This window comes from Martelella sp. NC20 (assembly GCF_013459645.1).
Lineage (GTDB): Bacteria > Pseudomonadota > Alphaproteobacteria > Rhizobiales > Rhizobiaceae > Martelella.
On the sequence record NZ_CP054861.1, the window covers coordinates 1,168,523 to 1,192,741 of the forward strand.

The 24,219-nt window shown below is 64.2% G+C and carries 18 protein-coding genes; 5 read left to right on the forward strand and 13 right to left on the reverse strand.

All coding sequences use genetic code 11. The features are described 5' to 3' along the window. Positions 1-95 precede the first annotated feature (95 nt). Positions 96-3,554 (forward strand): pyruvate carboxylase, encoded by a 3,459-nt coding sequence (gene pyc / locus HQ843_RS05670; protein ID WP_180899431.1) that lies wholly within the window; start codon positions 96-98, stop codon positions 3,552-3,554. Positions 3,555-3,794: 240 nt separating this feature from the next. Here pyc and HQ843_RS05675 read toward each other — a convergent pair whose 3' ends face one another. Next, positions 3,795-4,706, reverse strand: coding sequence for an EamA family transporter (locus tag HQ843_RS05675; RefSeq protein ID WP_210275246.1), 912 nt, complete (start codon positions 4,704-4,706; stop codon positions 3,795-3,797). Positions 4,707-4,771: 65 nt separating this feature from the next. Here HQ843_RS05675 and HQ843_RS05680 point away from each other — a divergent pair, with 65 nt between their 5' ends. From HQ843_RS05680 to ispG, 4 genes are all read left to right on the forward strand, one after another. Next, on the forward strand, positions 4,772-5,254 hold the full coding sequence (locus HQ843_RS05680) for a MarR family winged helix-turn-helix transcriptional regulator (protein ID WP_180899429.1): 483 nt from the start codon (positions 4,772-4,774) through the stop codon (positions 5,252-5,254). A gap of 105 nt (positions 5,255-5,359) precedes the next feature. Further along, complete coding sequence (locus HQ843_RS05685) at positions 5,360-6,145, forward strand: DeoR/GlpR family DNA-binding transcription regulator (protein WP_180899428.1); 786 nt, start codon at positions 5,360-5,362, stop codon at positions 6,143-6,145. Beyond that, positions 6,142-7,326: an MFS transporter gene (locus tag HQ843_RS05690; RefSeq protein WP_180899427.1), complete on the forward strand. Its 1,185-nt coding sequence runs from the start codon at positions 6,142-6,144 to the stop codon at positions 7,324-7,326. Before HQ843_RS05685 ends, HQ843_RS05690 begins: the two co-directional genes overlap by 4 nt. 53 nt (positions 7,327-7,379) lie before the next feature. After that, complete coding sequence (gene ispG / locus HQ843_RS05695) at positions 7,380-8,636, forward strand: flavodoxin-dependent (E)-4-hydroxy-3-methylbut-2-enyl-diphosphate synthase (RefSeq protein ID WP_180899426.1); 1,257 nt, start codon at positions 7,380-7,382, stop codon at positions 8,634-8,636. A gap of 271 nt (positions 8,637-8,907) precedes the next feature. Here the strand turns inward: ispG and HQ843_RS05700 are convergent, their stop codons facing one another. The 12 genes from HQ843_RS05700 to HQ843_RS05755 all read right to left on the reverse strand — a co-directional run bounded on the left by HQ843_RS05700 (position 8,908) and on the right by HQ843_RS05755 (position 23,986). Next, positions 8,908-9,909, reverse strand: a complete 1,002-nt coding sequence (locus HQ843_RS05700; protein ID WP_180899425.1) for a LacI family DNA-binding transcriptional regulator — start codon at positions 9,907-9,909, stop codon at positions 8,908-8,910. A 280-nt stretch (positions 9,910-10,189) separates the two neighbouring features. Then, positions 10,190-11,770, reverse strand: a complete 1,581-nt coding sequence (locus HQ843_RS05705) for a GMC family oxidoreductase (RefSeq protein WP_180899424.1) — start codon at positions 11,768-11,770, stop codon at positions 10,190-10,192. Positions 11,771-11,954: 184 nt separating this feature from the next. Beyond that, complete coding sequence (locus HQ843_RS05710) at positions 11,955-12,707, reverse strand: 3-ketoacyl-ACP reductase (protein ID WP_180899423.1); 753 nt, start codon at positions 12,705-12,707, stop codon at positions 11,955-11,957. Next, positions 12,704-14,188 (reverse strand): FAD-dependent oxidoreductase, encoded by a 1,485-nt coding sequence (locus HQ843_RS05715; RefSeq protein WP_180899422.1) that lies wholly within the window; start codon positions 14,186-14,188, stop codon positions 12,704-12,706. Before HQ843_RS05715 ends, HQ843_RS05710 begins: the two co-directional genes overlap by 4 nt. A 2-nt stretch (positions 14,189-14,190) precedes the next feature. Further along, the gene (locus HQ843_RS05720) at positions 14,191-15,300 is read right to left on the reverse strand and encodes an ABC transporter ATP-binding protein (protein ID WP_180899421.1); all 1,110 of its coding nucleotides are present in this window, start codon (positions 15,298-15,300) and stop codon (positions 14,191-14,193) included. Positions 15,301-15,305: 5 nt separating this feature from the next. Continuing rightward, the gene (locus HQ843_RS05725) at positions 15,306-16,187 is read right to left on the reverse strand and encodes a carbohydrate ABC transporter permease (protein WP_180899420.1); all 882 of its coding nucleotides are present in this window, start codon (positions 16,185-16,187) and stop codon (positions 15,306-15,308) included. Beyond that, a complete protein-coding gene (locus tag HQ843_RS05730) occupies positions 16,184-17,086 on the reverse strand; it encodes a carbohydrate ABC transporter permease (protein WP_180899419.1) in 903 nt (300 codons plus the stop codon). The genes HQ843_RS05725 and HQ843_RS05730 overlap by 4 nt, the downstream gene beginning before the upstream one ends. 308 nt (positions 17,087-17,394) lie before the next feature. Further along, entirely contained in the window at positions 17,395-18,651 is a 1,257-nt protein-coding gene (locus HQ843_RS05735) for an ABC transporter substrate-binding protein (protein WP_180899418.1), read from the reverse strand. A gap of 98 nt (positions 18,652-18,749) precedes the next feature. Next, positions 18,750-20,267, reverse strand: coding sequence for an aldehyde dehydrogenase family protein (locus HQ843_RS05740; protein ID WP_180899417.1), 1,518 nt, complete (start codon positions 20,265-20,267; stop codon positions 18,750-18,752). Between the two features lie 2 nt (positions 20,268-20,269). Then, positions 20,270-21,037, reverse strand: a complete 768-nt coding sequence (locus HQ843_RS05745; protein WP_180899416.1) for an enoyl-CoA hydratase/isomerase family protein — start codon at positions 21,035-21,037, stop codon at positions 20,270-20,272. A gap of 364 nt (positions 21,038-21,401) precedes the next feature. After that, positions 21,402-22,976 carry an acyl CoA:acetate/3-ketoacid CoA transferase gene (locus HQ843_RS05750; protein WP_180899415.1) on the reverse strand — a complete coding sequence of 525 codons (1,575 nt, stop codon included), beginning with the start codon at positions 22,974-22,976 and terminating at the stop codon, positions 21,402-21,404. 2 nt (positions 22,977-22,978) lie between these two features. After that, positions 22,979-23,986, reverse strand: a complete 1,008-nt coding sequence (locus tag HQ843_RS05755) for a Gfo/Idh/MocA family protein (RefSeq protein WP_210275245.1) — start codon at positions 23,984-23,986, stop codon at positions 22,979-22,981. Positions 23,987-24,219: the final 233 nt, after the last annotated feature.

The following is a 24,219-nucleotide window of genomic DNA, read 5'->3' on the forward strand; positions in this document are numbered from 1 at the left end:
CCCGGTGAACGGCCGGACGGGTTTGCGCTTGTGCCGGAGTTTGGGTATGAATTCACAATAGCGATTTTCCAGCCGTTTCCCTTGGAGGACCTCCCTTGCCGATTTCAAAGATTCTTGTCGCCAATCGTTCCGAAATCGCCATTCGCGTTTTCCGCGCTGCAAACGAACTGGATATCAAGACGGTTGCAATCTGGGCGGAAGAGGACAAGCTGGCGCTTCACCGCTTCAAGGCCGACGAGAGCTATCAGGTCGGCCGGGGTCCGCATCTTGAACGCGACATGGGGCCGATCGAAAGCTATCTCTCGATCGAGGAAGTGATCCGGGTGGCAAAGCTCTCCGGCGCCGACGCGATCCATCCGGGCTACGGCCTTCTGTCCGAAAGTCCGGAATTCGTCGATGCCTGCGAAGCAGCGGGCCTGATCTTCATCGGCCCCAAGGCAGAGACCATGCGCCGGCTCGGCAACAAGGTCGCCGCCCGCAATCTTGCAATCGAGGTCGGGGTGCCGGTCGTGCCGGCCACCGCGCCGCTGCCCGACGACATGGCCGAGGTCGAGCGGATGGCCGAGGAAGTCGGTTATCCGGTGATGCTGAAGGCCTCCTGGGGCGGCGGCGGGCGCGGCATGCGCGTGATCCGCGCCAGGGAAGACCTCGCCCGCGAGGTGACGGAGGCCAAGCGCGAGGCCATGGCCGCCTTCGGTAAGGACGAGGTCTATCTCGAAAAGCTGGTGGAGCGCGCCCGTCACGTCGAAAGCCAGATCCTCGGCGATACCCATGGCAATGTCGTGCATCTGTTCGAGCGCGATTGTTCGATCCAGCGCCGCAACCAGAAGGTCGTCGAGCGCGCGCCGGCGCCCTATCTCAACGCGGCGCAGCGCAAGGAACTTGCCGACTACTCGCTGAAGATCGGCCGGGCCACCAATTACATCGGCGCCGGGACGATTGAATATCTGATGGATGCCGATACCGGCAAGTTCTACTTCATCGAGGTCAATCCGCGCATCCAGGTCGAGCACACCGTGACCGAGGTCGTCACCGGCATCGACATCGTTAAGGCGCAGATCCACATCCTCGACGGCTTTGAGATCGGCACGGCGGAATCGGGCGTTCCCCCGCAGGAAGAGATCGCGCTTCGCGGCCACGCGCTGCAATGCCGGATCACGACGGAAGATCCGGAACACAATTTCATTCCCGATTACGGCCGGATCACCGCCTATCGCGGGGCGACCGGCTTCGGCATCCGGCTCGATGGCGGCACGGCCTATTCCGGCGCGGTGATCACCCGGTTCTACGATCCGCTTCTGGAAAAGGTGACGTCCTGGGCCCCGACGCCGCAGGAGGCGGCGCGCCGCATGGACCGGGCGCTGCGCGAATTCCGCATCCGCGGGGTGGCGACCAACCTCACCTTTCTTGAGGCGATCATCACCCATCCGAAGTTCATGGATTACAGCTACACCACCCGTTTCATCGACGAGACGCCGGAGCTGTTCGACCAGGTCAAGCGCGCCGACCGCGCCACCAAGCTTCTGACCTATCTCGCCGACGTCACCGTCAACGGACACCCGGAAGCCAAGGGAAGGCCGAAGCCCGCCGAAGACATCGCCCGCCCGGTGGTGCCCTATATCGAGGGCGAACCGATGCCGGGAACCAAGCAGCTTCTCGACGGGATGGGGCCGGAGAAATTCGCCAAATGGATGCGCCACGAAAAGCGCGTGCTGATCACCGACACCACCATGCGCGACGGCCACCAGTCGCTGCTGGCAACCCGCATGCGCACCCACGACATCGCATCGATCGCCGGCACCTATGCCCGCGCTTTGCCGGAACTCTTGTCGCTGGAATGCTGGGGCGGGGCGACCTTCGACGTGTCGATGCGGTTTCTGACCGAGGACCCGTGGGAGCGGCTTGCGCTGGTGCGCGAGGCCGCCCCAAACCTGCTGCTGCAGATGCTGCTGCGCGGGGCAAACGGCGTCGGCTACACCAATTATCCCGACAATGTCGTTAAATATTTCGTTCGTCAGGCGGCGAGGGGCGGCATCGACCTGTTCCGCGTGTTCGACTGCCTGAACTGGGTCGAGAACATGCGCGTGTCGATGGATGCGGTTGCCGAGGAAGGCAAGCTCTGCGAGGCGGCGATCTGCTACACCGGCGACATCTTGAACGCCCGGCGGCCGCAATATGATCTGAAATACTACACCGACCTCGCCAAAGAACTGGAAGCGGCCGGCGCGCACATCATCGCGGTCAAGGACATGGCGGGCCTGTTGAAGCCGGCAGCGGCGAAGATGCTGTTCACCGCGCTGCGCGATGCTACCGAACTGCCGATCCATTTCCACACCCACGACACCTCGGGCATTTCGGCCGCCACCGTGCTGTCGGCGATCGATGCCGGGGTCGATGCGGTCGATGCCGCGATGGATGCGTTTTCCGGCAATACCTCGCAGCCCTGCCTCGGCTCGATCGTCGAGGCGCTGAAGGGCCATGAACGCGATCCGGGGCTCGACACCGGCCATATCCGCCGGATCTCGTTCTACTGGGAGGCGGTGCGCCACCAGTACGCCGCCTTCGAAAGCGACCTCAAGGGGCCGGCCTCGGAAGTCTATCTGCATGAAATGCCGGGCGGCCAGTTCACCAATCTCAAGGAACAGGCGCGCTCGCTCGGCCTTGAGGCCCGCTGGCACGAGGTGGCGCAGGCCTATGCCGACGCCAACCAGATGTTCGGCGATATCGTCAAGGTGACGCCGTCCTCCAAGGTGGTCGGCGACATGGCGCTGATGATGGTCAGCCAGGATCTTTCGGTCGCCGATGTCGAGAATCCTGCCAAGGACATTTCCTTCCCGGAATCGGTGATCTCGATGCTGAAGGGCGATCTCGGCCAGCCGCCGGCCGGCTGGCCGGAAGGCCTGCAGAAGAAGGCGCTGAAGAACGAGAAGCCCTATACCGTTCGCCCGGGCTCGCTGCTTGAGGACGCCGATCTTGAAGCGGCCCGCAGGCAAGCCGAGGAAAAGGTCGGCCGCGAGATCAACGATTTCGAGCTTGCCTCCTACCTGATGTATCCGAAGGTATTCGTCGACTACGCGCTGGTGAGCGAGACCTATGGTCCGGTTTCGGTTCTGCCGACGCCCGCCTATTTCTACGGTCTTCAGGAGGGCGACGAGCTGTTCGCCGATCTCGAGCGCGGCAAGACGCTGGTGATCCAGAACCAGGCGATCACCGGCGCGGACGAGAAGGGCATGGTCACCGTGTTCTTCGAATTGAACGGCGCGCCGCGTTCGATCAAGGTGCCCGATCGCGCCCACGGCGCCGGCGCCGGCGTCAACCAGAAGGTCGATCCCGCCAACGTCAACCAGGTCGGCGCGCCGATGCCGGGCGTGATCTCCACCGTCGGCGTATCCGCCGGCCAGCAGGTCTCCGTCGGCGATGTCCTGGTCTCGATCGAGGCCATGAAGATGGAAACCGCCCTCCACGCCGACCGCGACGGCGTCATCAAGGAGATCCACGTGAAGGCCGGCGACCAGATCGACGCCAAGGATTTGCTGGTGGTCTATGAGGGGTGATAGCGGCCCGCTATCACTTTGGCATGTTGAATTTGGAAGCCCCGGTCATTCGGCCGAGGGCAGCTTGTTGACAAAGCCGTCACCAAGCTCGTCCGTCATACCGGGCTTGACCCGGCATCCAGGGCCGTATGGTAATGCGCCCGTCGCAACGCCCTGGACCCCGGATCAAGTCCGGGGTGACGGCTGAGAGGGAGGTGATACCGTGAGGACTACGGAGCTTTGTCAACAAACCGACTTCGGTCATTCGGCCGGGGTTTTTGTCTCCGCGATCGATTTGCCGAAGGCATCGGGCGTGGTGCGTCCGGCGCGCTGACCTGTCCATAGGCTCGCCATGACGAGGGCCGCGCCGGCAAGCTGGATCGGCGTCAGCGCCTCGCCGAGGATCAGCCAGCCCAGAAGCACGGCGCTGAGCGGGCTCAGAAAACCGAGCAGGGCCGCATTGCCGGGCCCGATCCGCGCGATGCCGCGAAACCAGAGAACATAGGTCAGCGCGGCGCCGACCAGACCGAGCCAGACGAGGCCGGCGAGGTTTTTCATGTCCGGCAGTGGAAAACCCCGCTCCGCGAGAAGCGCGATCGGCACCAGCAGCAGGCCGCCCGCCGTCAATTGCCAGGCCGTCAGGGTCAGCGGTGACACCGGCCATTGCCATTTGCGGGTCAGCACCGTGCCGAAGGCCATGGAGAGCGCGCCGCCGAATGCGGCCGCGACGCCGACAGGGTCCAGAGATATATGCGATGAAATCAGCAGCAGGCCGACGCCGGCAAGCCCGGCAATGGCCGCGCCAACGGCCAGCGGCCGTATCGGCGCACCGATCAGGGCGCGGGCCAGAAACAGAACGATCAGCGGTTGCGTCGCGCCAAGCGTTGCGGCCACCCCGCCCGGCAGCCGGTATGCCGCGACAAACAGCAGTGTCCAGAACAGGGTGAAGTTCAGGAAACCCAGAAGGAAGAGTTTAGGCAGCCAGCGGAGCTGCGGCAGCCGGCGGACGACGAGAAGCAGAATGATGCCTGCCGGAAGCGCCCGCAGCAGGCTGACGGTCAGCGGATAGCCCGGCGGCAGCCATTGCGTGGTGACGATATAGGTGCTGCCCCAGATCGCAGGCGCCAGTCCGGTCAGAAGAAAGTCAGACGGTTTGGCCATGGAGGCCTCCATTTATCTCGATATCAAGGTAAATCCATAAATCTTGACGTCAAGATAAAATTGCCTAATCTGCCGTCATGGATCATGTGGACAGAATTCTGGCGCAATGGCAGGCGGAGCGGCCCGACCTTGATGTCGGCCCGATGGGCGTTATGGGGCGCCTCAAGCGGCTTCAGGTTCACCTGTCGCGCGGGCTCGAAACCGTGTTCGCCCGTTACGGGCTGAATGCCGCCAGCTTCGACGTTCTGGCCACGCTGCGGCGTTCGGGGCCGCCCTATGCGCTGTCCCCTTCCGATCTCATGGATTGGACCATGGTCTCATCCGGCACCATGACCAACCGGATCGACCGTCTCGCGGAAGCCGGGTTCGTGTCCCGGAAGCGAAACCCCGAGGACGGGCGCGGCTTCGGCATTGCGTTGACCGAAAAGGGTTTCGCGCTGATAGACGAAGCGGTCAGCGCCCATGTCGGCAACCAGCATGCGCTGATCTCGCAATTGAGCGCCGAAGAACGCGATCAGCTCGATCGCCTGCTTGTCCGCTGGCTTTCGGCCTTCGAATAGGCGTTTCTCCCAACCCGAGCCCCGGTTCCAACCTGTCGTCAGGTTGTGCTTGCATGCATGTTTGAACTGGATTATGCATGTTTGTGCACGTTTTGGATAACCCGAATGAATGAATTTCTGATACGCGAGCGGCAGGAGATTATCCTGGGACGCCTCAAATCCGCCGGCCGGGTGCTGGCGGCCGATCTGGCCGTGGAGTTCTCGGTCTCCGAGGACACGATCCGCCGCGATCTGCGCGATCTCGCCGCGCGCGGCCTGTGCGAGCGGGTCTATGGCGGGGCGCTGCCGATAGCGCCGGCCCGCGGGACGCTCGGTCACCGCAAGGGGCGGGATGCGGGCGAGAAGGACATGCTGGGCAAGATACTGGCCACGCAGATCGATGACGGCATGACGGTCTTCCTCGATGCCTCGAGCACCAATATCGCGGCTGCCCGCGCGCTTGCCGAAGACCGCGCGGTGACGGTCGTCACCAATGCGCCTTCGATCGCCGTCGCCCTCGATGGTCGCGAGAACCAGACGGTGATCATGATCGGCGGGTTGATCCATCCCGAGGTCGGCGGCGCGATCGGGGCGAAATCGATCGCCGAGCTGGAGCGCTTCCACTTCGATCTCTGCCTGATCGGCGCCTGCGGCCTCGATATCGAAGCGGGGCTCACCTGTTTCCACTACGACGATGCGCTTTTCAAGCGCGAGATCGCCATGCGCTCGCGCCGGGTGATCACCGCGGTGACAGCCGACAAGCTCGCCACCCGCGCGCCCTGCAGCGTGATCGCGCTTGAGGCGCTGGATGGCCTCGTCGTCAGCCCGGGCCTCGCGCCTGAAAGCCGCGATGCGCTTGTCCGGGCCGGCGTGAGCCTGATTGAAACGACAGACGGAGCAATTGCTCGATGACCATCTCCACCACCGCCACGGCGACGCGCCGCCGCTATATGTCCTCGCCCCGGCTCGCGACCTCGCTGCTGTTCCTGATGAACGGTTTCGTGATGGGGTCCTGGGCGCCGAAAATTCCGGTGTTCGCCGCCCGGCTCGGCCTCTCCGAAGGCGAGCTCGGCCTGATGATCCTGACCTTCGGCATCGGTTCGATCCTGGCGATGCCGTTCACCGGTGTGCTGATCGCGAAATTCGGCACAGCCCGGGTCGTAAAGATTGTCGCGGTGATCTTCACGCCGACGCTGCTGCTCGTCAGCCTGGCCGGCACGATCCCGCTTTCCGTGCTTGCGCTGTTTGTGTTCGGCGCGCTGATGGCCGCGATGGATGTGGCGATGAACGGCAATGCCGTGGCCGTCGAAAAGGCCGAGCGGCGGGCGATCATGTCGTCCTGTCATGCGTTCTGGAGCCTTGGCGGGCTGCTTGGCGCCGGCCTCGGCGGGCTGTTGATCTCCGCCATCGGCCCGATCGGCCATGCGCTGGCGGTCACCGCCATCGGCATCGTCCTGCTTGCGATCGCCTTTCCAAGAATTCTCGGCGATGCGCCGGAGGAAAGCGTGCGCCGTCAGAAGGTGCGCCTGCCGATGACGCCGCTGCCCTGGCTGATCGGGATCATGGCGCTGTTCTCGATGATCCCGGAAGGCGCGGTGCTGGACTGGAGCGCGGTCTATCTCAGGGACGAGCTTGGCGTCACGCTGGCGGCCTCCGGCTTCGGCTATGCTGCCTTCCAGCTCACCATGACGATCATGCGCTTTGCCGGCGACCATGTGCGCGACCGTTTCGGCGCGGTCAACACGGTGCGCTTCTGTGCCGCCGCCTCGGTGATCGGCCTGCTTTGCTCGGGGCTTGCAACAAGCATGCCGCTCGTCATCATCGGCTTTGCGATCACGGGCGCGGGCATTTCCAATCTGGTGCCGGTGGCGTTTTCGGCGGCCGGCAACCTGCCGGGGCTTCAGCCCGGCATCGGCCTTTCGGTCACCACCATGCTCGGCTATTCCGGCATTCTGGCAGCACCTTCGCTGATCGGCTTCATCGCCGAACATATCGGCTTCGCGCCGATCTTCACCGCCCTGTCACTGCTGCATGTCATCGTGTTCTTCATGGCGCCGATGGCGCGCTACGCCGAGCGCGACCGCCAGAGTTGACAAGCGCGCGGCATTGTACCACCTGAAGGGCAATGGATTATCCGGAGAAGACCATGTCGCTCGCCCGCCCGAATTACGATCCGCTGCCGCGCCGCGCGTCTGTCGCCGTCGATGTCGGCGGCGTGATCGTCGGCGGCGGCGCGCCGGTGGTGGTCCAGTCGATGACCAATACCGACACCGCTGATATCGACGCCACCGTGGCGCAGGTCGCCGCTCTTTCCAAGGCCGGTTCCGAACTGGTGCGCATCACCGTCGACCGCGACGAGGCGGCCGCCGCCGTGCCGAGGATCCGCGACCGGCTGGAACATCTCGGCCTCGACGTGCCGCTGATCGGCGACTTTCACTATATCGGCCACAAGCTGCTCGCCGACCATCCGGCCTGCGCCGAGGCGCTGGCGAAATACCGCATCAATCCCGGCAATGTCGGCTTCAGGGACAAGAAGGACAAGCAGTTCGCCGATATCATCGAGATGGCGATCCGCTACGACAAGCCGGTCAGGATCGGCGTCAACTGGGGCTCGCTCGACCAGGAACTGCTGACCCGGCTGATGGACGAGAACGCCGCCGCCGGCTCTTTCTTGTCGGCGCGCGATGTCACCCGCGAGGCGATCGTCCAGTCGGCGCTGCTCTCCGCCGAACTTGCGGAAGAAATCGGCCTGCCGAGGAACCGCATCATCCTCTCCGCCAAGGTCAGCCAGGTGCAGGACCTGATCGCCGTCTATTCGATGATCGCCGCTCGCTCCGACCACGCGCTCCATCTCGGCCTCACCGAAGCCGGCATGGGCACCAAGGGCATCGTCGCGTCTTCGGCCTCCATGGGCTATGTGCTGCAGCACGGCATCGGCGACACCATTCGTGTATCCCTGACGCCCGAGCCCGGCGGCGACCGCACCCGCGAGGTGCAGGTGGCGCAGGAACTCTTACAGGTGATGGGCTTCCGCCAGTTCGTACCGGTGGTCGCCGCCTGTCCCGGCTGCGGGCGCACCACTTCGACCGTGTTTCAGGAACTGGCCTCCAGGATCCAGGCCGATCTGCGCAAGAACATGCCGGTGTGGCGGGAGAAATATCCGGGCGTCGAGGCGCTCAACGTCGCGGTGATGGGCTGCATCGTCAACGGCCCGGGCGAGAGCAAGCATGCCGATATCGGCATCTCGCTGCCCGGCACCGGAGAGAGCCCGGCAGCCCCCGTCTTCGTCGACGGCAAGAAGGCAAAGACGCTCCGCGGCCCCAACATCGCCGCCGATTTCGAGGCCATGGTCGCCGATTATATCGAGCAACGCTTTGGCGGGGGGCGGCAGGCGGCGGAATAGCAAGGCTTATCTGCGGACCATCAAATACGCGAGTTGGACTTGCCGCAAAGCCCCCCAATCTTCTCGCCCCGGAGGGGAGAGATACCCCGACAGGGGGAGTGAGGGGGGATTTTTATCTCGAACGCGCTCACAGGCTGACACGCTGCTTCACCCTCACTCCCCCTTCCGGGGCATCTTTCCCGCAGGCGGGAGAGAGTATTGGCAGCAAGCCGCACCACCACGCGCTTCCCCCGAAAGGGAGATTTTAGGCGGCGCGGTTCCGTTTACAGAATCATCGTTCGCCGCTCGTCTCCCGCACCACCAGCTTTACCGGCGACAGATGCCGCTCCGGCGGGCGTTCGCCGGTCTCGAGCCAGGCGAGCATGGTGGCAGCCGCATCGCGGCCGAAGGCGCCGATATCGCAATGGACGGAGGAGAGTTTGGGGAAGGCGAGCGCGCATTCCTCGATATCGTCGAAGCCGATCAGCGCAATATCGCGGCCGACGGCGATGCCCGCCTCGGCAAAGCCCGCCAGCATGCCGAGCGCCACGAGATCGTTGAAGCAGAGCACCGCATCGATGCCCTGACGGTCGCGGGCAAGCTGCAGCGCCGCCTCGCGGCCGAAAGCGCGGGTCGGGCGGCCAAGCAGGGTGACCGGTTCGCGATCGCCGAGAACCGCGCGGTAGCCTGCCATGCGCTCATGCGTCACCGCCCGGTCCGGCAGGCCGCCGACGAAAGCGATCTTTTGCGCACCGCTTGCGATGAGATGCCGCGCGGCCTCGAGGCTCCCGGCCTCGTAATCGAGCGAGGCGAACGGAAAGCGGGCGGTATCGGGGGATGCCATGCGCAGCACCTGAAGGGCGGGAAGCCCGGCGCGGCCGATGCGCTCGAACACCGCGCCCTCGTCGCCGTAAGCCGGCGAGATGATCAACGCGGAAACGCCGTGCTCGACCATCGAGGCGATCACCTGCGCCTGGATCGCCACATCCTCGTCGGTATTGGCGATCACGGTGGCAAAGCCGTGCTCGGCGAAGGTCATCTGGGCGCTGGCCGCGAACTCGGCGAAGAACGGGTTTCTGAGATCGTTGATGACGAGACCGATCAGCCCGGCCTCGGCGCCGCGCAAGTTCGCGGCGGTGCGGTTATAGACATAGTTCAGCGCCAGCATCGATTGCTCGACGCGCGTCCGGGTTGCCTTCTTCACCAGCGGCGAATTCTGCAGCACGAGCGAGACCGTCGATTTGGAAAGCCCGGCATGGCGGGCCACATCGATGATCGTCGGTCGTTTCGCCATTTTCGGTCCTTCATTTTCGTTTACGTTCCGCTGCCTGTCCACCCGCACCCACAATCTCCCCCCTTGAGGGGGAGATGCCCCGACAGGGGCAGAGGGGGGTGAACCCTCTCTGCTGGTCCGGAGTGCGCGGTTTATGCCCATACCCCTCTCTGTCGCTTTCGCGACATCTCCCCCTCAAGGGGGGAGATTGATTGCGGTGAGGCTTCCGGTTGGCGGCAGTCTATGCCAGACCGGTAAATCTTTCACTTCCGTATCGGCTCTGGTCGATTACGGAGCACGCTTACAAACCATGCTCCCGCGTAATCATGTCGGCGGCCTTTTCGCCGATCATGATCGCGGCGGCATTGGTGTTGGAGGAAATCAGCGTCGGCATGATCGAGGCGTCGACCACGCGCAGGCTTCCGATCCCGTTGAACTTCAGCTCCGGGTCGACCACCGCGCGATCGTCGGCGCCCATGCGGCAGGTGCCGGCGGGGTGGTGATCGGTCTTGGCGTGGCGGCAGGCATAGGCGAAATAATCGTCATCCGTCCTCACCTCCGGTCCGGGCAGCATTTCGCGCTTGATGAACGGTTTGAGCGCGTCCTGATGCATGATCTCCTGCGCCAGCTTCAGCCCCTTGATCGACATTTCGCGGTCGTGGCGGTCGGCCCAGTAATTCGGGTCGATCAGCGGCGCATCGGCGGGATTTGCCGATTTGAGCCGCACCGAACCGCGCGAGCGCGGGCGCAGATAGGCGGAGTTGAGCGTCACGCCGGGATTGCTCATCTTCTCCACGCCCGCCTCGATGCCGGAGCCGAGGCCGAGATGGAACTGGATATCCGGCGAGCGCGCGTCCTCTTCCGCGTACCAGAACCCGCCGGTCTCGAACAGGCTGGAGGCGACCGGGCCCTTGCGGGTCAGGAGATATTGCAGACCCGCGACCGCCGACCACAACGGTCGGGCATATTTGTCATAGGTGAAATCGCCGGCGCATTCGAGAATCGTGAACAGGTCGAGATGGTCCTGCAGGTTCTCGCCGACCTCCGGATGGTTGAAGATCGCCTCGATGCCGGCTGCGCGCAGGTGATCGGCCGGGCCGATGCCGGACAGCATCAGCAGCCGCGGCGAGCCGATCGCGCCCGATGACAGCAGCACCTCGCGGCCTGCGGTCAGAATCTCGCCGGTCGCGGTCTCGACGCCGGTGGCCCGGCCGTTCTCGACGCGGATGCGGCGGGTCTCGACGCCGGTGCGGATGGTGAGGTTGTTGCGGCTGCGCGCTGGTCCGAGATAGGCCTTCGATGCGGAGGAGCGGCGGGCATGGCGCTGGGTGAGCTGATAATAGCCGACGCCGTCCTGTCTCTCGCCGGTCATGTCGGCGTTGAAGGGAATGCCGAGCTCGCCGGCGGCGCGGAAATAGGCCTCGCAGATCGGCAGCGGCGCAGATGGCTTCGAGACGCCGAGCGGGCCGCCCTTGCCGTGATATTCGTTGTCGTAGGTGTCGTTGTCCTCGGCCTTGCGGAAGAACGGCAGCACGTCGTCATAGCCCCAGCCGACGCAGCCCATCTGCCGCCATTCGTCGTAATCGAGCCGGTTGCCGCGGGTATAGATCTGGGCGTTGATGGTCGAGCCGCCGCCGATCACCTTAGCCTGGGTGAAACGGATCGACATGTCGTTCATGTGTTTTTGTGGGACGGTGTGCCAGCCCCAGCTGCCGATGCCCCTGGTCATCTTGGCAAAACCGGCCGGCAGCGTATAGAACGGATGCCGGTCTCCGCCGCCGGCTTCCAGCAGCAGCACCTCGACATCGGGGTTTTCGGAAAGCCTCGCCGCCAGCACGCATCCGGCCGAACCGCCGCCGACAATGATGAAATCATAGACCATGCAATGATCCTCCCGAATGCGATTTAGCATAAGTTTAGGAACGTTCCAAACGGATTCCGTACGCACAGCGGACGTGTTTCATCATCAAGGGCTTTCGTGTCGCCCTGGATGCCGGCTCAAGGCCGGCATGACGGAGAATGGGGAGGGACGCTCGATACTCCGGGAATGCTGTCGCACCAACGTCTCACAGGCGTGAAATCGAAAGTCCGCCATCCGCCGCGATCACCGTTCCGGTGGCGAAGGCGAAGGCGCCTGTCGCCAATGGCAGCACGGCGGCGGCGATATCCTCGGGGGTGCCCCAGCGGGCGGCGGGCACCAAGCCGGCCTTGATGCGGGCGGTGTACCTGTCCCTCACGCCGGCCGTCATGGCGGTTTCGATGATGCCGGGGCGGATGTCGAAGACGCCGATATTCTCCGCGGCAAGCCGGGCGGCGAACAGTTTGGCGGCCATGGCGGCGGCGGCCTTGGAGATGCAGTATTCGGCGCGTTCGACCGAGACCATCCCGGCGCTGACCGAGGTGATGAAGATGATCGAGCGGTAGCCCCGATCATGGCCGAGCATCCGCCTTGCCGCTTCCTGGGCGAGGAAGAACGCGCCCCTGAGGTTCACCGACATCACGAAATCGAAATTTTCGGGCGACAGGTCGAGCATGTCGCCGCGCACCGGCGCGCCGACGCCGGCATTGGAGACGAAGGTGGTGAGCGGGCCGAGATCGTCCTCCACCCTGTCCAGAAGCGCCGGGATCGCGGCGGTATCGCGCACGTCGTGGCGATAGTAGCGGGCGTTGGCGCCAAGTGCCGCGAGCGCGTCGCGGACGGTTTGGCTTTCGGGATCGGCCTCGGCGGCGATCGCCACGGAAAACCCGGCGCCGGCAAGCGCCTTGGCGATACCGAGGCCGATGCCCTGCTGGCCGCCTGTGACAAGGGCAAGGCTCATGATGCAAGCTCCCGTTTGATGGCGTCCCCGGCCTTCAGCGCGAGGGCTGCGACCGTCAGCGACGGGTTGACGGCGGCGGATGTCGGCAGTGCTGCGGCATCGGTGACGAAGAGGTTTTCATGGTCGAAACTGCGGCAATCCGGATCGAGCACGGCGGTGGCCGGGTCGTTCCCGAGCCGCGTGGTGCCGCACTGGTGCGAGGGTACGCGGCCATCGAACAGCCGTGACAGCACGACCGGAAAGCCGGCGCGGCGAAGCGCCTGCTTCATCCGCTTCACCAGCCGGCAATGTGCCTCCATGTTGGAGCGCCGCCACAAAAGCTGGATATCGCCGCCGTTCAGCACCACCCGGCTTTCCGGGTCCGGCAGGTCCTCGGAGATCGCGTAGAAATCGACCGCGTGGCGGGAGAGATGATTGGCAAGCGCCATCGGCATCGACGGCGTGGTCGCCTTCAGGATCCGCGGCACCACCCGGCCGAGCAGTTGGACATTGCCGAGCGGCGGGCCGTTATCGCCGTCGGAAAGATACCAGTCATTGATCGCGAAGGTCTTCTGGTAGACCGCGTCATTCAAAAAACGCGGGTCGTAGGCGATCATCGCGGTGGCGTTGTGGTTCATGAAATGGCGGCCGACGGCGCCGGAGGAATTGGCAAGACCGGATTTCAGGAGCAGCGCCGCCGATTGCACCGCGCCCGCGGCCAGCGCCACGATCCTCGGCTTCAGGGTGATGGTTTCGCCCGCCTGCTCATAGGTCACGCCGGTGATCCGGCGGCCGTCAGGCGCGGCGGTCAGGCCGGTGACGCGGGCGCCGGTCTCCAGCCGCACATTGTCATGAGACAATGCAGTGGCGAGCCCGCAGGTCTCCGCGTCCATCTTGCCGGAGCGGGTATCGGGATATCCGTCCCAGCCGTCATTGCCGTGGGAAAGCCAGCGGTCCAGGTCGACGCCGAGCGGCAGGGCCGCGGGGTGAAGCCCGGCCTTCTCCAGCCGCCGCCGGACGGTGGCAAGCGCCGGCTCATCGGGTATGGCGGGAAACGGATAGGGGCCGGCATGCGGCGGCTCGGTCCCATCCTCGGTGATATCGCCGCGCACCTGATAGAGTTGTTCGGCGGCATCGTAATAAGGCGCGAGCGTCTCGTAGGGAAACGGCCAAGCGGGCGAGATGCCGCCGAGATGCTCCATGGCCTGGAAATCCTGGCGGCGGTAGCGGTAAAGCACCGCGCCGTAAAGCTTGGTATTGCCGCCGACATTGTAATAATTGCCGGGCGAGAACGGCGTGCCGGTCTCGTCCAGCCAGGTTTCGTCGGATCGGAAGGCGCTGTTTCTGTAGATCCGGTCCGGGTCGCGCGCCGGCGCGTCGTCAGGGATCTGGTGTCCGCGCTCCAGGATCAGGATGTCGGCTCCGGTCGGCGCAAGGCTTGCCGCAAGGCTCGCGCCGCCCATGCCGGAGCCGATAATGACCACATCAGGCGTAGGCCGCATTGCTATTTGAGCCGCTGTTCGGTTTCAGGGTCGAAGGCGACCGCCTTGTCCATGTTGATGGCGAAGGGGAAGACATCGCCGGGCCTGACCTCGACATCGGCGCGGAACCGGGCGGTGACTTCCTTGCCGCCGAGCTCGGCGACCACATAGGTGTCGGAGCCGGCGGGTTCGGTCACCTCGACCCTGGCCTTGATGGTGTGGACGGCCTCGGACGAACGGTCGGCGCCGAGTTCGTCGGTGATCGCCTCCGGGCGGATGCCGAGAATGATGTCGCGTCCGTCATGGGCGGTCATCGAACCGGGCGGGAAAGGAAGTTCGGCCGTGTTGCCATCGGCAAGCGGGAATTTCGCAACCGCGTTGCCTTCTGCGACCGTGACTTTGGCCGGAAACAGGTTCATGGAGGGCGAGCCCATGAAGCCCGCCACGAACATGTTGGTCGGATTGTCGTAGATTTCCTTCGGGGTGCCGAGCTGCTGCACATGGCCGCCGAACATCACCGCGATCCGGGTCGACAGCGTCAGCGCCTCGATCTGGTCGTGGGTCACGTAGACGATGGTGGTGCCGAGCTTCTGGTGAAGCTTCTTGATTTCGGTGCGCATGTCGACGCGCAGCTTGGCGTCGAGGTTGGAGAGCGGCTCGTCGAACAGGAACACGTCGGGATCGCGCACCAGCGCCCGGCCCATGGCAACGCGCTGGCGCTGGCCGCCGGAAAGCTGGCCGGGCTTGCGCTTCAAAAGATGGGTGATCTGCAACAGCTCGGCGACGCTGGCGATCGCCTTTTCACGCTCCGGTTTCGCCACTTTCTGCATTTCCAGCCCGAAGGAAATGTTCTCGCCGACATTCATGTTCGGATAGAGCGCGTAGGACTGGAACACCATGGCGATGTTGCGATCGGCCGGGCGCACCCCGTTCATCGAGCGGCCGTTGATCACGATATCGCCGGAGGAGACCGGCTCGAGGCCGGCAATCATGTTCAGAAGCGTCGACTTGCCGCAACCCGACGGGCCGACGAGCACGAGAAACTCGCCTTCCTCGACCTCGATATCGGTCTGATGCAGGACGGTCAGGGAACCGAAGCTTTTGGTGACCTTGTCAATTTTCAGAAAACCCATTGGCCTTAACCTTTAACGCTGCCGGCCATCAGGCCGCGTACGAAATAGCGTCCGGCGACGATGTAGACGAGCAATGTCGGCATCGCCGCCATGATCGCGCCGGCGAAATGGACGTTGTATTCCTTCACGCCGGTGGACGACTGGACGAGATTGTTGAGCGCCACCGTCATCGGTTGGCTGTTGAAATCGGAGAACGAGGCGCCGAACAGGAAGTCGTTCCAGATATTGGTGAACTGCCAGATGATGCAGACCACCGCGATCGGCCCGGAGGACGGCAGCAGTATGCGGCGGAAGATGGTGAAGAAGCCAGCGCCGTCGATCATCGCCGCACGCACCAGCTCGGTCGGGAACTGGGCGTAGTAATTGCGGAAATAGAGCGTCGAAAAGCCGATGCCATAGACCAGATGCACGAAGATCAGGCCGGGCACAGAGCCGGCGATGCCCATCAGCCCGAGAATGCGCGCCATCGGGATCAGCACGATCTGGAACGGAATGAAGCAGGCGAACAGCAGCAGGCCGAAGATGATGTTGTGGCCGCGGAACGGCCATTTGGTCAGGACATAGCCGTTGAGCGCGCCGAGTATGGTGGAGATCGCGACCGCCGGAACCACCATCTGGATCGAGTTCCAGAAATAGGGCTTCAGGCCCGTCGCCTGCACGCCGATCTGGGCGGTCGACCAGGCGCTTTTCCACGGCTCGAAGGTCAGCGCGTCGGGCAGGTTCATCATGCCCCCGGCCTGGATTTCGCGCAGCGGCTTGAGCGAGTTGACCAACATCACGTAGAGCGGCAGCAGGTAATAGAGGCAGAAGATCAGGAGCACGGTATAGATGAAAAACCGCGCCGTGCGACCGGTCGAGACAACCTGGGTGGAAGCGTTGCTGCTCATTGCGGCTTCTCCCTCAGTTCCGACCACAGATAGGGCACCATGATCGCCGCGACCGACATCAGCATGATCACGGCGGAAGCAGCACCTATGCCCATCTGGTTGCGGGTGAAGGTGTAGGAATACATGAAGGTCGCCGGAAGCTCGGTGGCGCGCCCCGGCCCGCCGCCGGTCAGCGCGATCACGAGGTCGTAGGATTTGATCGCCATATGGGCGAGCACCACGATCGCCGACATGAAGGCCGGACGAAGCTGCGGGATCACGATCCGGCGATAGAGCGCGAAGTTGGACGCGCCGTCGATCTGGGCGGCCTTCAGCACCTCGCCGTCAATGCCCCTGAGACCTGCGAGAAACATCGCCATGACGAAGCCGGAGGTCTGCCAGACGGCTGCGATCACGATCGTGTAGATAGCCATCTGGTTGGACTTGATCCAGTTGAACTGGAAACTGGTCCAGCCCCAGGAATGCATCACCGCCTCAAGCCCGATGCCGGGGTCCAGGAACCATTTCCAGGCGGTGCCGGTGACGATGAAGGACAGCGCCATCGGGTAGAGATAGATCGAGCGGATGAAGCCCTCGGCGCGGATCTTCTGGTCGAGGAAAATCGCCAGCATCAGGCCGATGAAGCAGCAGAAGATGATGTAGAGCGAGCCGAAGATCGCGACGTTCTTGATCGCGATCGTCCAGGCGCGCAGCCTGAACAGGTTGATGTAGTTCTTCCAGCCGACGAGATCGAAGCTCGGCAGGATGCGGCTGTCGGTAAAGGAGAGATAGACCGTGAAGGCGATGAAGCCGTAAACGAATATCAGAACCATCGCGAGCGACGGACTGAGCACGATCTTCGGCAGGGCATCGCGTAGAAAATCCCCCGCTCTCCCGCTTCTTTGCGCGGACGAAGCCATTCAAACCCTCCGGATTGGCGAAAGCACCTTGGTTTCGCCGGTGTTGCTCGAAGTGGCGCAGCGTGCGCCAAACAATCTCCCCCCTTGAGGGGGAGATGTCGCGAAAGCGACAGAGAGGGGTGAACCCTCACCGCGTATTCAGAATTGCGGGCTGGCGCTGAACCCCTCTCTGCCCTGCCGGGCATCTCCCCCCAAGGGGGAAGATCGGCGCGTGGCGGGATCGTTGAACCCGACCAGTTCCGAATAAGGAGGAAACATCCGCCCGCCTTCCGGGCGAAACCCAAGGGTCCGCCCGGAAGGCTCAGCCATCACTGCGCGATCTGAACCGCGGTCACCATTTCTTCCGTTGCCGTTGCGGAATCATACTCGCCGTTGAACTGGGCGGTGATCACGTCGTACATCGCGTTCTTGACCGAGGCCGGGTTGGCGTGGCCGTGGGCCATGGAGCCGAACAGGTTGCCGGACGAGGCGGCAGCCGCCAGATCCTTCATGCCCTGCTTGCCGCAGGCATCGAAATCGGCGTCGGAAACATCCGTGCGCGCCGGAACCGAGCCCTTGACGACGTTGAAGGCCGACTGGAACTCGGGCGACATGATCGCCTTGGCGAGCGCCACCTGCTGCGGGGTCGGCTGGTCGCCCTGGTTGAAGAAGGCGAACTGGTCGGAGTTGAAGGTCACCTGATCCTGCGTGCCGGGGAAGCGGAAGCACAGGAAGTCCTCGCCCGGCGTCAGGCCGGCCTTCAGGAATTCGCCCTTGGCCCAGTCGCCCATGAACTGGAAGGCGGCCTCATTGTTGATGACCATGGCCGATGCCAGGTTCCAGTCGCGGCCGGAGAAGTTGTCGTCGACATAGCCGCGCAGAACGGTCATGCGGTCGAACACTTCGGTCATCGTGTCGGAACCGAGTGCGTCGGGATCGAGGTCGATCATCGAGGCCTGGTAGAATTCCGGCCCACCGGTCGCCATTACCACGGCGTCGAAGATGGTCGCGTCCTGCCAGGGCTGGCCGCCATGGGCGATCGGCACCTTGCCGGCCGCTTTGACCTTGTCGAGGGCGGCGATCAGCTCATCCCAGGTCTGGGGCTGTTCGATGCCGAGTTCGTCGAGGATCGACTTGTTGGCCCATACCCAGTTGGTGGAGTGGACGTTGACCGGGGCTGCGACCCAGTTGCCGTCGTTCTTCGAGAACTTCTGCAGCGCCTCCGGGACCACTCCGTCCCAGTTTTCTTCAGCGGCGATGTCGTTCAGGTTGGCGAGCGCGCCTTCCTGAGCCCAGTCGGTGATGTCGAAGCCGAGCATCTGCACGGCGGCCGGCGGGTTGCCGGCGGTCACCCGGGCGCGCAGCACGGTCATGGCCTGTTCGCCGCCGCCGCCTGCAACCGGCATATCCTGCCAGCCGATGCCCTGATCCTGCAGGTTTTCCTTCAGCACGTTGAGCGCCGAGGCTTCACCGCCGGACGTCCACCAGTGCAGAACCTCCACATCCTCCGCCTTGACCGAAGTGGCCGAAGCCGAAGCCGCGACGATTGCGATGATCGCCGCACTCTTTCCAAAATTCAAACGCATGAGGTCTCCTCCTTGCTGCGTTGTAAATCCCGGCGGGGGAGCCAAGCTCCACGGGGCCCGGCCGGGAATCCTCCTCCAGTCCCCTCGAAGGGAACGGTTCACTCCACCCAGGGCGCCCGCGTGCGCCCGATGCGCATGGTCACGGTTTTCACCTCCAGGTATTCCTCAAGCCCATAGCGACCCAGCTCGCGGCCGAGGCCCGATTGCTTGACGCCGCCAAACGGCAGCTCGGAATATCCATCCATCCAGGTATTGGTCCACACTGTGCCGGCCTGTACGCGGCGGGCGAAGGCGAGGCAGGTTGTGATATCCCTGCTCCAGACGCCTGCGGAAAGCCCGTAGCTTGCGTCATTGGCCAGTTCGATTGCCTCCTCAATCGATTTAAAGGTCAGGACCGACAGCACTGGTCCGAAGACCTCCTCCCGTGCGATCGCCATACCAGAATGGATATTTGTAACAACTGTAGGCGCGTAGAAACGGCCTGACAAGCCCGGGACTTCGAGCGCGACGCCGCCGATCGGAATGTCGGCTCCGGCCTCGCGCGCGGCCTCCACATAGCTATCGATTTTTGCAAAATGCGCCTCGGAAATGATAGCCCCTACTTTAGTCTTAGGGTCGAGCGGGTCGCCGAACGCGACCTTTCTCGAAAGCGCCACCACCTTTTCGGTCAGCGCCTCGGCAATATCCTCGTGGACGATGATGCGCGAGCCGGAATTGCAACATTCGCCGGCGTTGAAGTAGACGCCGAAGACGATCGCATCGGCGGCATCGTCGAGATTGCAATCGGGAAACACCACCTGCGGGTTCTTGCCGCCGAGTTCGAGCGAGACCTTTTTCAGCGTGCCGGCGCTGGCGCGCACGATCGCCTTGCCGACGCCGGTTGATCCGGTGAACGACACCATGTCGACAAGCTCGCTCGTACACATCGTCGTGCCGACCGGATCGCCGTAGCCGAGAACGATGTTGACGACGCCATCGGGTATGCCGGCCTCGATCAGCAGTTCGCCGAGGATCACGGTCGAGGACGGCGTCATTTCGGATGGCTTGACGACGGCGGTGCAGCCGGCGGCAAGCGCATAGGGCAGCTTCTGCGAGACGATCAGGAACGGGAAATTCCACGGCGCGATCAGGGCGGCGACGCCGACCGGTTCCTTCAGCACCACGCCCAGCATGTCGTCGCCGAGCGTGTTGTGGCTGTCGCCGGAGAGCGTGCGGGCAAGCGAGGCGGCATAGCGCCACAGGTCGGCGGCGCCCGCGATCTCGGCGCGCGCCTGGGCGATCGGCTTGCCGCTTTCCAGCGTGTCGCGCAGCGCGATGCGCTCCAGATCGCGCTCGATCAGGTCGGCGACCTTCAGCAATACCGTGGCGCGATCCTTGCCGGAAAGGCGCGACCAGCGGCCGTCGTCGAAGGCGGCGCGGGCCGCCGCGATCGCGGCCTCGGTCTCGGCCGCGCCGCCCTTCGCCGCATTGGTGACGGTCACGAGATGGGCGGGCGACTGGCGCTCGAACGTCGCGCCATCGGCGGAGGCCTGCCACTCGCCGCCGATCAGGTGCCTTGCCTCGAAGACGGGCTCCTGAAGGGGGGTGCCGGCGGGAATGATGGTGAGATCGGTCATGCCTATCTGCCCTTGAATGCGGGTTTGCGTTTGGCGCGGAAGGCTGCAACGCCCTCGGCCTTGTCGGCGGAGGCGGCGATCATGCCGCTGCCGAGCGTTTCGATCATGGCGGCGGTATCCTCGCCGACACCGGCATGGATCATGTATTTGGCGATTTCGGTGGCATAGGCCGAGGCGGCGAGCGCGCCATCGGCGATATCGAAGGCGGCGGCCCGCGCATCCACGGCGATTTCGGCGGCGAAGCCGAGCGCAACGGCGCGCTCCGCATCGAGCCTGCGCCCGAACAGCGCCATTTCCTTGATCACGGGTTCCGGCAGAAGCCGCGCCACCCGCTGCGTCCCCGACCATCCCGGCACCATGCCGATTTTCGGTTCGGGCATCGCGATCGTGGCATTGGCGGTCATGACGCGGATATCGCAGGCCGCCGCAAGCTCCAGCCCGCCGCCGAGCGTATGGCCGGAAAGCGCCGCGATCGTCGGCTTCGACAGCCGCGCCAGCCGGTCGAACCGGCGATGGCCGTCGCGCACCCAGTGGCGGGCGAATTCGGCAGGCGGCAGATCGCCCCAGGCCTGAATGTCCGCGCCCGCGCAAAAGGCGCGCTCGCCCTCGGCGGTGAGGATCACGAAGCGGATTTCGGGGTCGGCGTCGATCGCGTCGAGATGCGCCTCGAGCGCGGCCAGCATGTCCGGCGTGAAGGCGTTGAGTTTTGCCGGGTTGTCGAGCCTGAGTTCGGCAATGGCGTCGTGGCAGATGAGATGGAGGGCGCTCATCGGGTGGACTCCTCAGGCATTTCTTTTCTTTCGTCACCCCGGCCTTGAGCCGGGGTCCAGGGCCCTACGACCGGAGCAGCAACGCCCGTGCAATCCGCCCTGGATGCCGGGTCAGGCCCGGCATGACGGGGGAGGGGAAGAAGTGGCGTGACGCCGGCGATCGCGCGCGGCGTCGCCAAGCCCGCCCATCGATCTCTCCCCTTGAGGGAGAGATGTCGCGAAAGCGACAGAGAGGGGTGCAGCGTATCCGATCCGCTCTGAGTGCGTGGCTTGCGGTTCACCCCTCTCTGCCCCTGTCGGGGCATCTCCCCCTCAAGGGGGGAGATTGTTTGGAGGAGAGGCTTCACGAAAATATCTGCAACCATCACAGCACCAGCCCCATCGGTTTTTCCCCAAGCAGCGACAGCGGCATCGTCGTGGCGTTTTCGGCCACCCGCACCCGTCCGCCCGAAGCGGCCACGATGTCGCGGTCCGGATCGATGCCCGGCATGATCTCGGTGGCGACGAGGCCGTCATCGGTGATCCGCATGACGCAGCGTTCGGTGACGTAGAGCACGTCCTGGCCGGTTTCGCGCGCCCGGCGGCCCGAGAAGGTGACGTGCTCGACGTCATCGACCATCTTGGAGAATTTGCCGGGCTTTTCGACTTTCAGGCCGTCGGCGGAGAGGACAAATGTCGCCGCGGCCTCGAAAAGCCCGGCAAAAACGATCTTGCGGGCGTTTGCGGTGATATCGACGAAGCCGCCGCAACCGGCGGTCAGATAAGGCTTCTTGCCGAGCTTGGAGACGTTGACATTGCCTTGCCGGTCGACCTCGAGGAAGGACAGGAAGGTGACGTCGAAGCCGCCGCCCTGGAAATAGGTGAACTGGTTGGGCGAGGGCATGTAGGCATCGGCATTGGAGGCGCAGCCGAAGGCGAATCCGGTCAGCGGCATGCCGCCGACGGCGCCCTGCTCGATCGCCCATGTCACCTTGCCGGCATGGCCTTCCTCCAGCAGGATGCGCGGCACCATGGCGCAGATGCCGAAGCCGAGATTGGCGGTCTGGCCGGCGACAAGCTCCATCGCGGCGCGCCGGGCGATCACTTTCTCGACACCGTGTTCGGCCAACGCGAAATCCTCCATGGGATGGATGATTTCGCCGGAGATCGCCGGGTCGTAGAAGGTTTCGGTGGTCTGGTACTGGCCGGGATCGACGACGATGAAGTCGATCAGGTGGCCGGGAACCCGCACGTCATGCGGACGCAGCGTTCCCGCTGCCGTCACCCTTTTGACCTGGGCAATCACGATGCCGCGATTGTTGCGGGCGGCGATCGCCTGATCGAGACCGCCGAGATAGGCGCCCTCGTGCTCATAGGTGAGGTTGCCGTGCTCATCCGCCGTGGTGGCGCGCAGGATGGTGACGTCGGGCGCGAAATTTTCAAAATGCAGCCAGGTGTCGCCGGCAAACTCGACGCGGGAGACGATCGGCCGGGCAGCCGCCCTGTCGTTCATCGCGCAGCCCTGCCGCTCGGGATCGACGAAGGTGTCGAGCCCGACGCGGGTCAGCACGCCCGGCCGCCTTGCGGCGACATCGCGGGTCATGTCGAACAATATGCCGGAGGGCACGTTATAGGCGGCGACCCGGTTCTCGACGATCATCTTCCAGATTTCCGGCATCGGCAGCGACGAGGCGCCGCTCGGATAGGAACCGGCGATCACGGTGTCGAGCAATCCGTCGCGGGCGATATGGTCGATGCCCTTGATGCCGTACATATCACCGGCGGCAATCGGGTGGATCGTGGTCAGCCTGCGCGGATGGCCGGTTGCCTCGAAACGCGCGCCTAGCGCCTCCAGCACCTTGTCCGGGCAGCCGAGGCCCGAGGACGAGGAGACCGAGACGACGGCGCTGTCGGCAATGTGGCTGACGGCGGCCTCGGCGGTGACGATCTTGCCCGGCATGCTCAATATCCTTCGTAATCGACGTCGATGGCCCGGCCTTCGCGGGCCGATTGGCGCACGGCCATGGCGATGGCGAGCGATTTCACGCCGTCGATCCCGTCCGCAGCCGGGCGGCCCTCGCCGGAAACGGCGCGGTTGAAGGCGGCGATCGCGTATTCGTAGAGGTTATAGCTTTCATAGGGCACATCGGCTTCGCCCTCGGCCGTTACCAGCGTGATCGTCCCGGTCGGAAGCTGGGTCATGACGTTGCGGGCGAAGATCGAGCCTTCCGTGCCATGGATTTCAAGGCCGGAGCCTGCGAACGGGTGGGTGAAACTCTCATGGCTCTGCACCATCACGCCCGAGGGCATGGTCCAGACCGACATCACGCTGTCCTCGACGCCCTGGCCGAGGCCGGAGCTGACGGCCTGCGCCACCACCCGCTTTGGGTCCTCGTCGAGATAGAAGCGCACGGTATCGGCATCATGCACCGTGATATCGGGGATCACGCCGCCGCCGGCGGCCGGATTGTCGAGCCGCCAGCCGCGCAGGTGCTCCGGCAGCAGGACGGCATGGAAAACCCGCATCGACAGCACCTTGCCGATCCGGCCCCCGGCGATCAGCGCCTTGGCGGCGCGGTGGGCGCCGGAGCAGCGCAGATGGTGATTGGTGGCAAACACAAGGCCGGCCTTGCGCGCGGCGTCCACCATACGCCTGGCATCGGCAACGCTCATCGCCAGCGGCTTTTCGCACAGCACATGCTTGCCGGCGGCGATGGCGGCCAACGCCTGGTCGCGATGTTTTTCGTTGGTGGTCGAGATATAGACTGCATCGATCTCCGGACGCGCCAGAAGAACGGCAAGTTCGGTATCGGCGTTCGGGATCGCATGACGGGCGGCGTATGCGTCGGCGCGTTCGCGGCTCGATGACAGCACTGCGCTGATCGCATTGTCTTTCTGCGCCCTGATGGCCCCGATGACATGTTCCGCCGCAATCGTGCTGGCGCCGATCAACCCCCATCGCATGGCCATTCCTCCCGATTTGGCACGTTCCAAATTTTTCTGATGTTTATGACATCGGTTGCGCTCAGTCAATCCGCGCCCGAAAATTTAGTATAATTTGGGATAAGCGGCCCAAGCGACTGCGCGCGGTTGCCCCGACCTTCCGCTTGGACTACCTGAAAGGCGGGGAAGCCGTGTCAGGCGGGACGAGGTCACGCAAGCGCTGTTCATATTGTGCGACTACGGGTAAGTTTTGTTGAGCG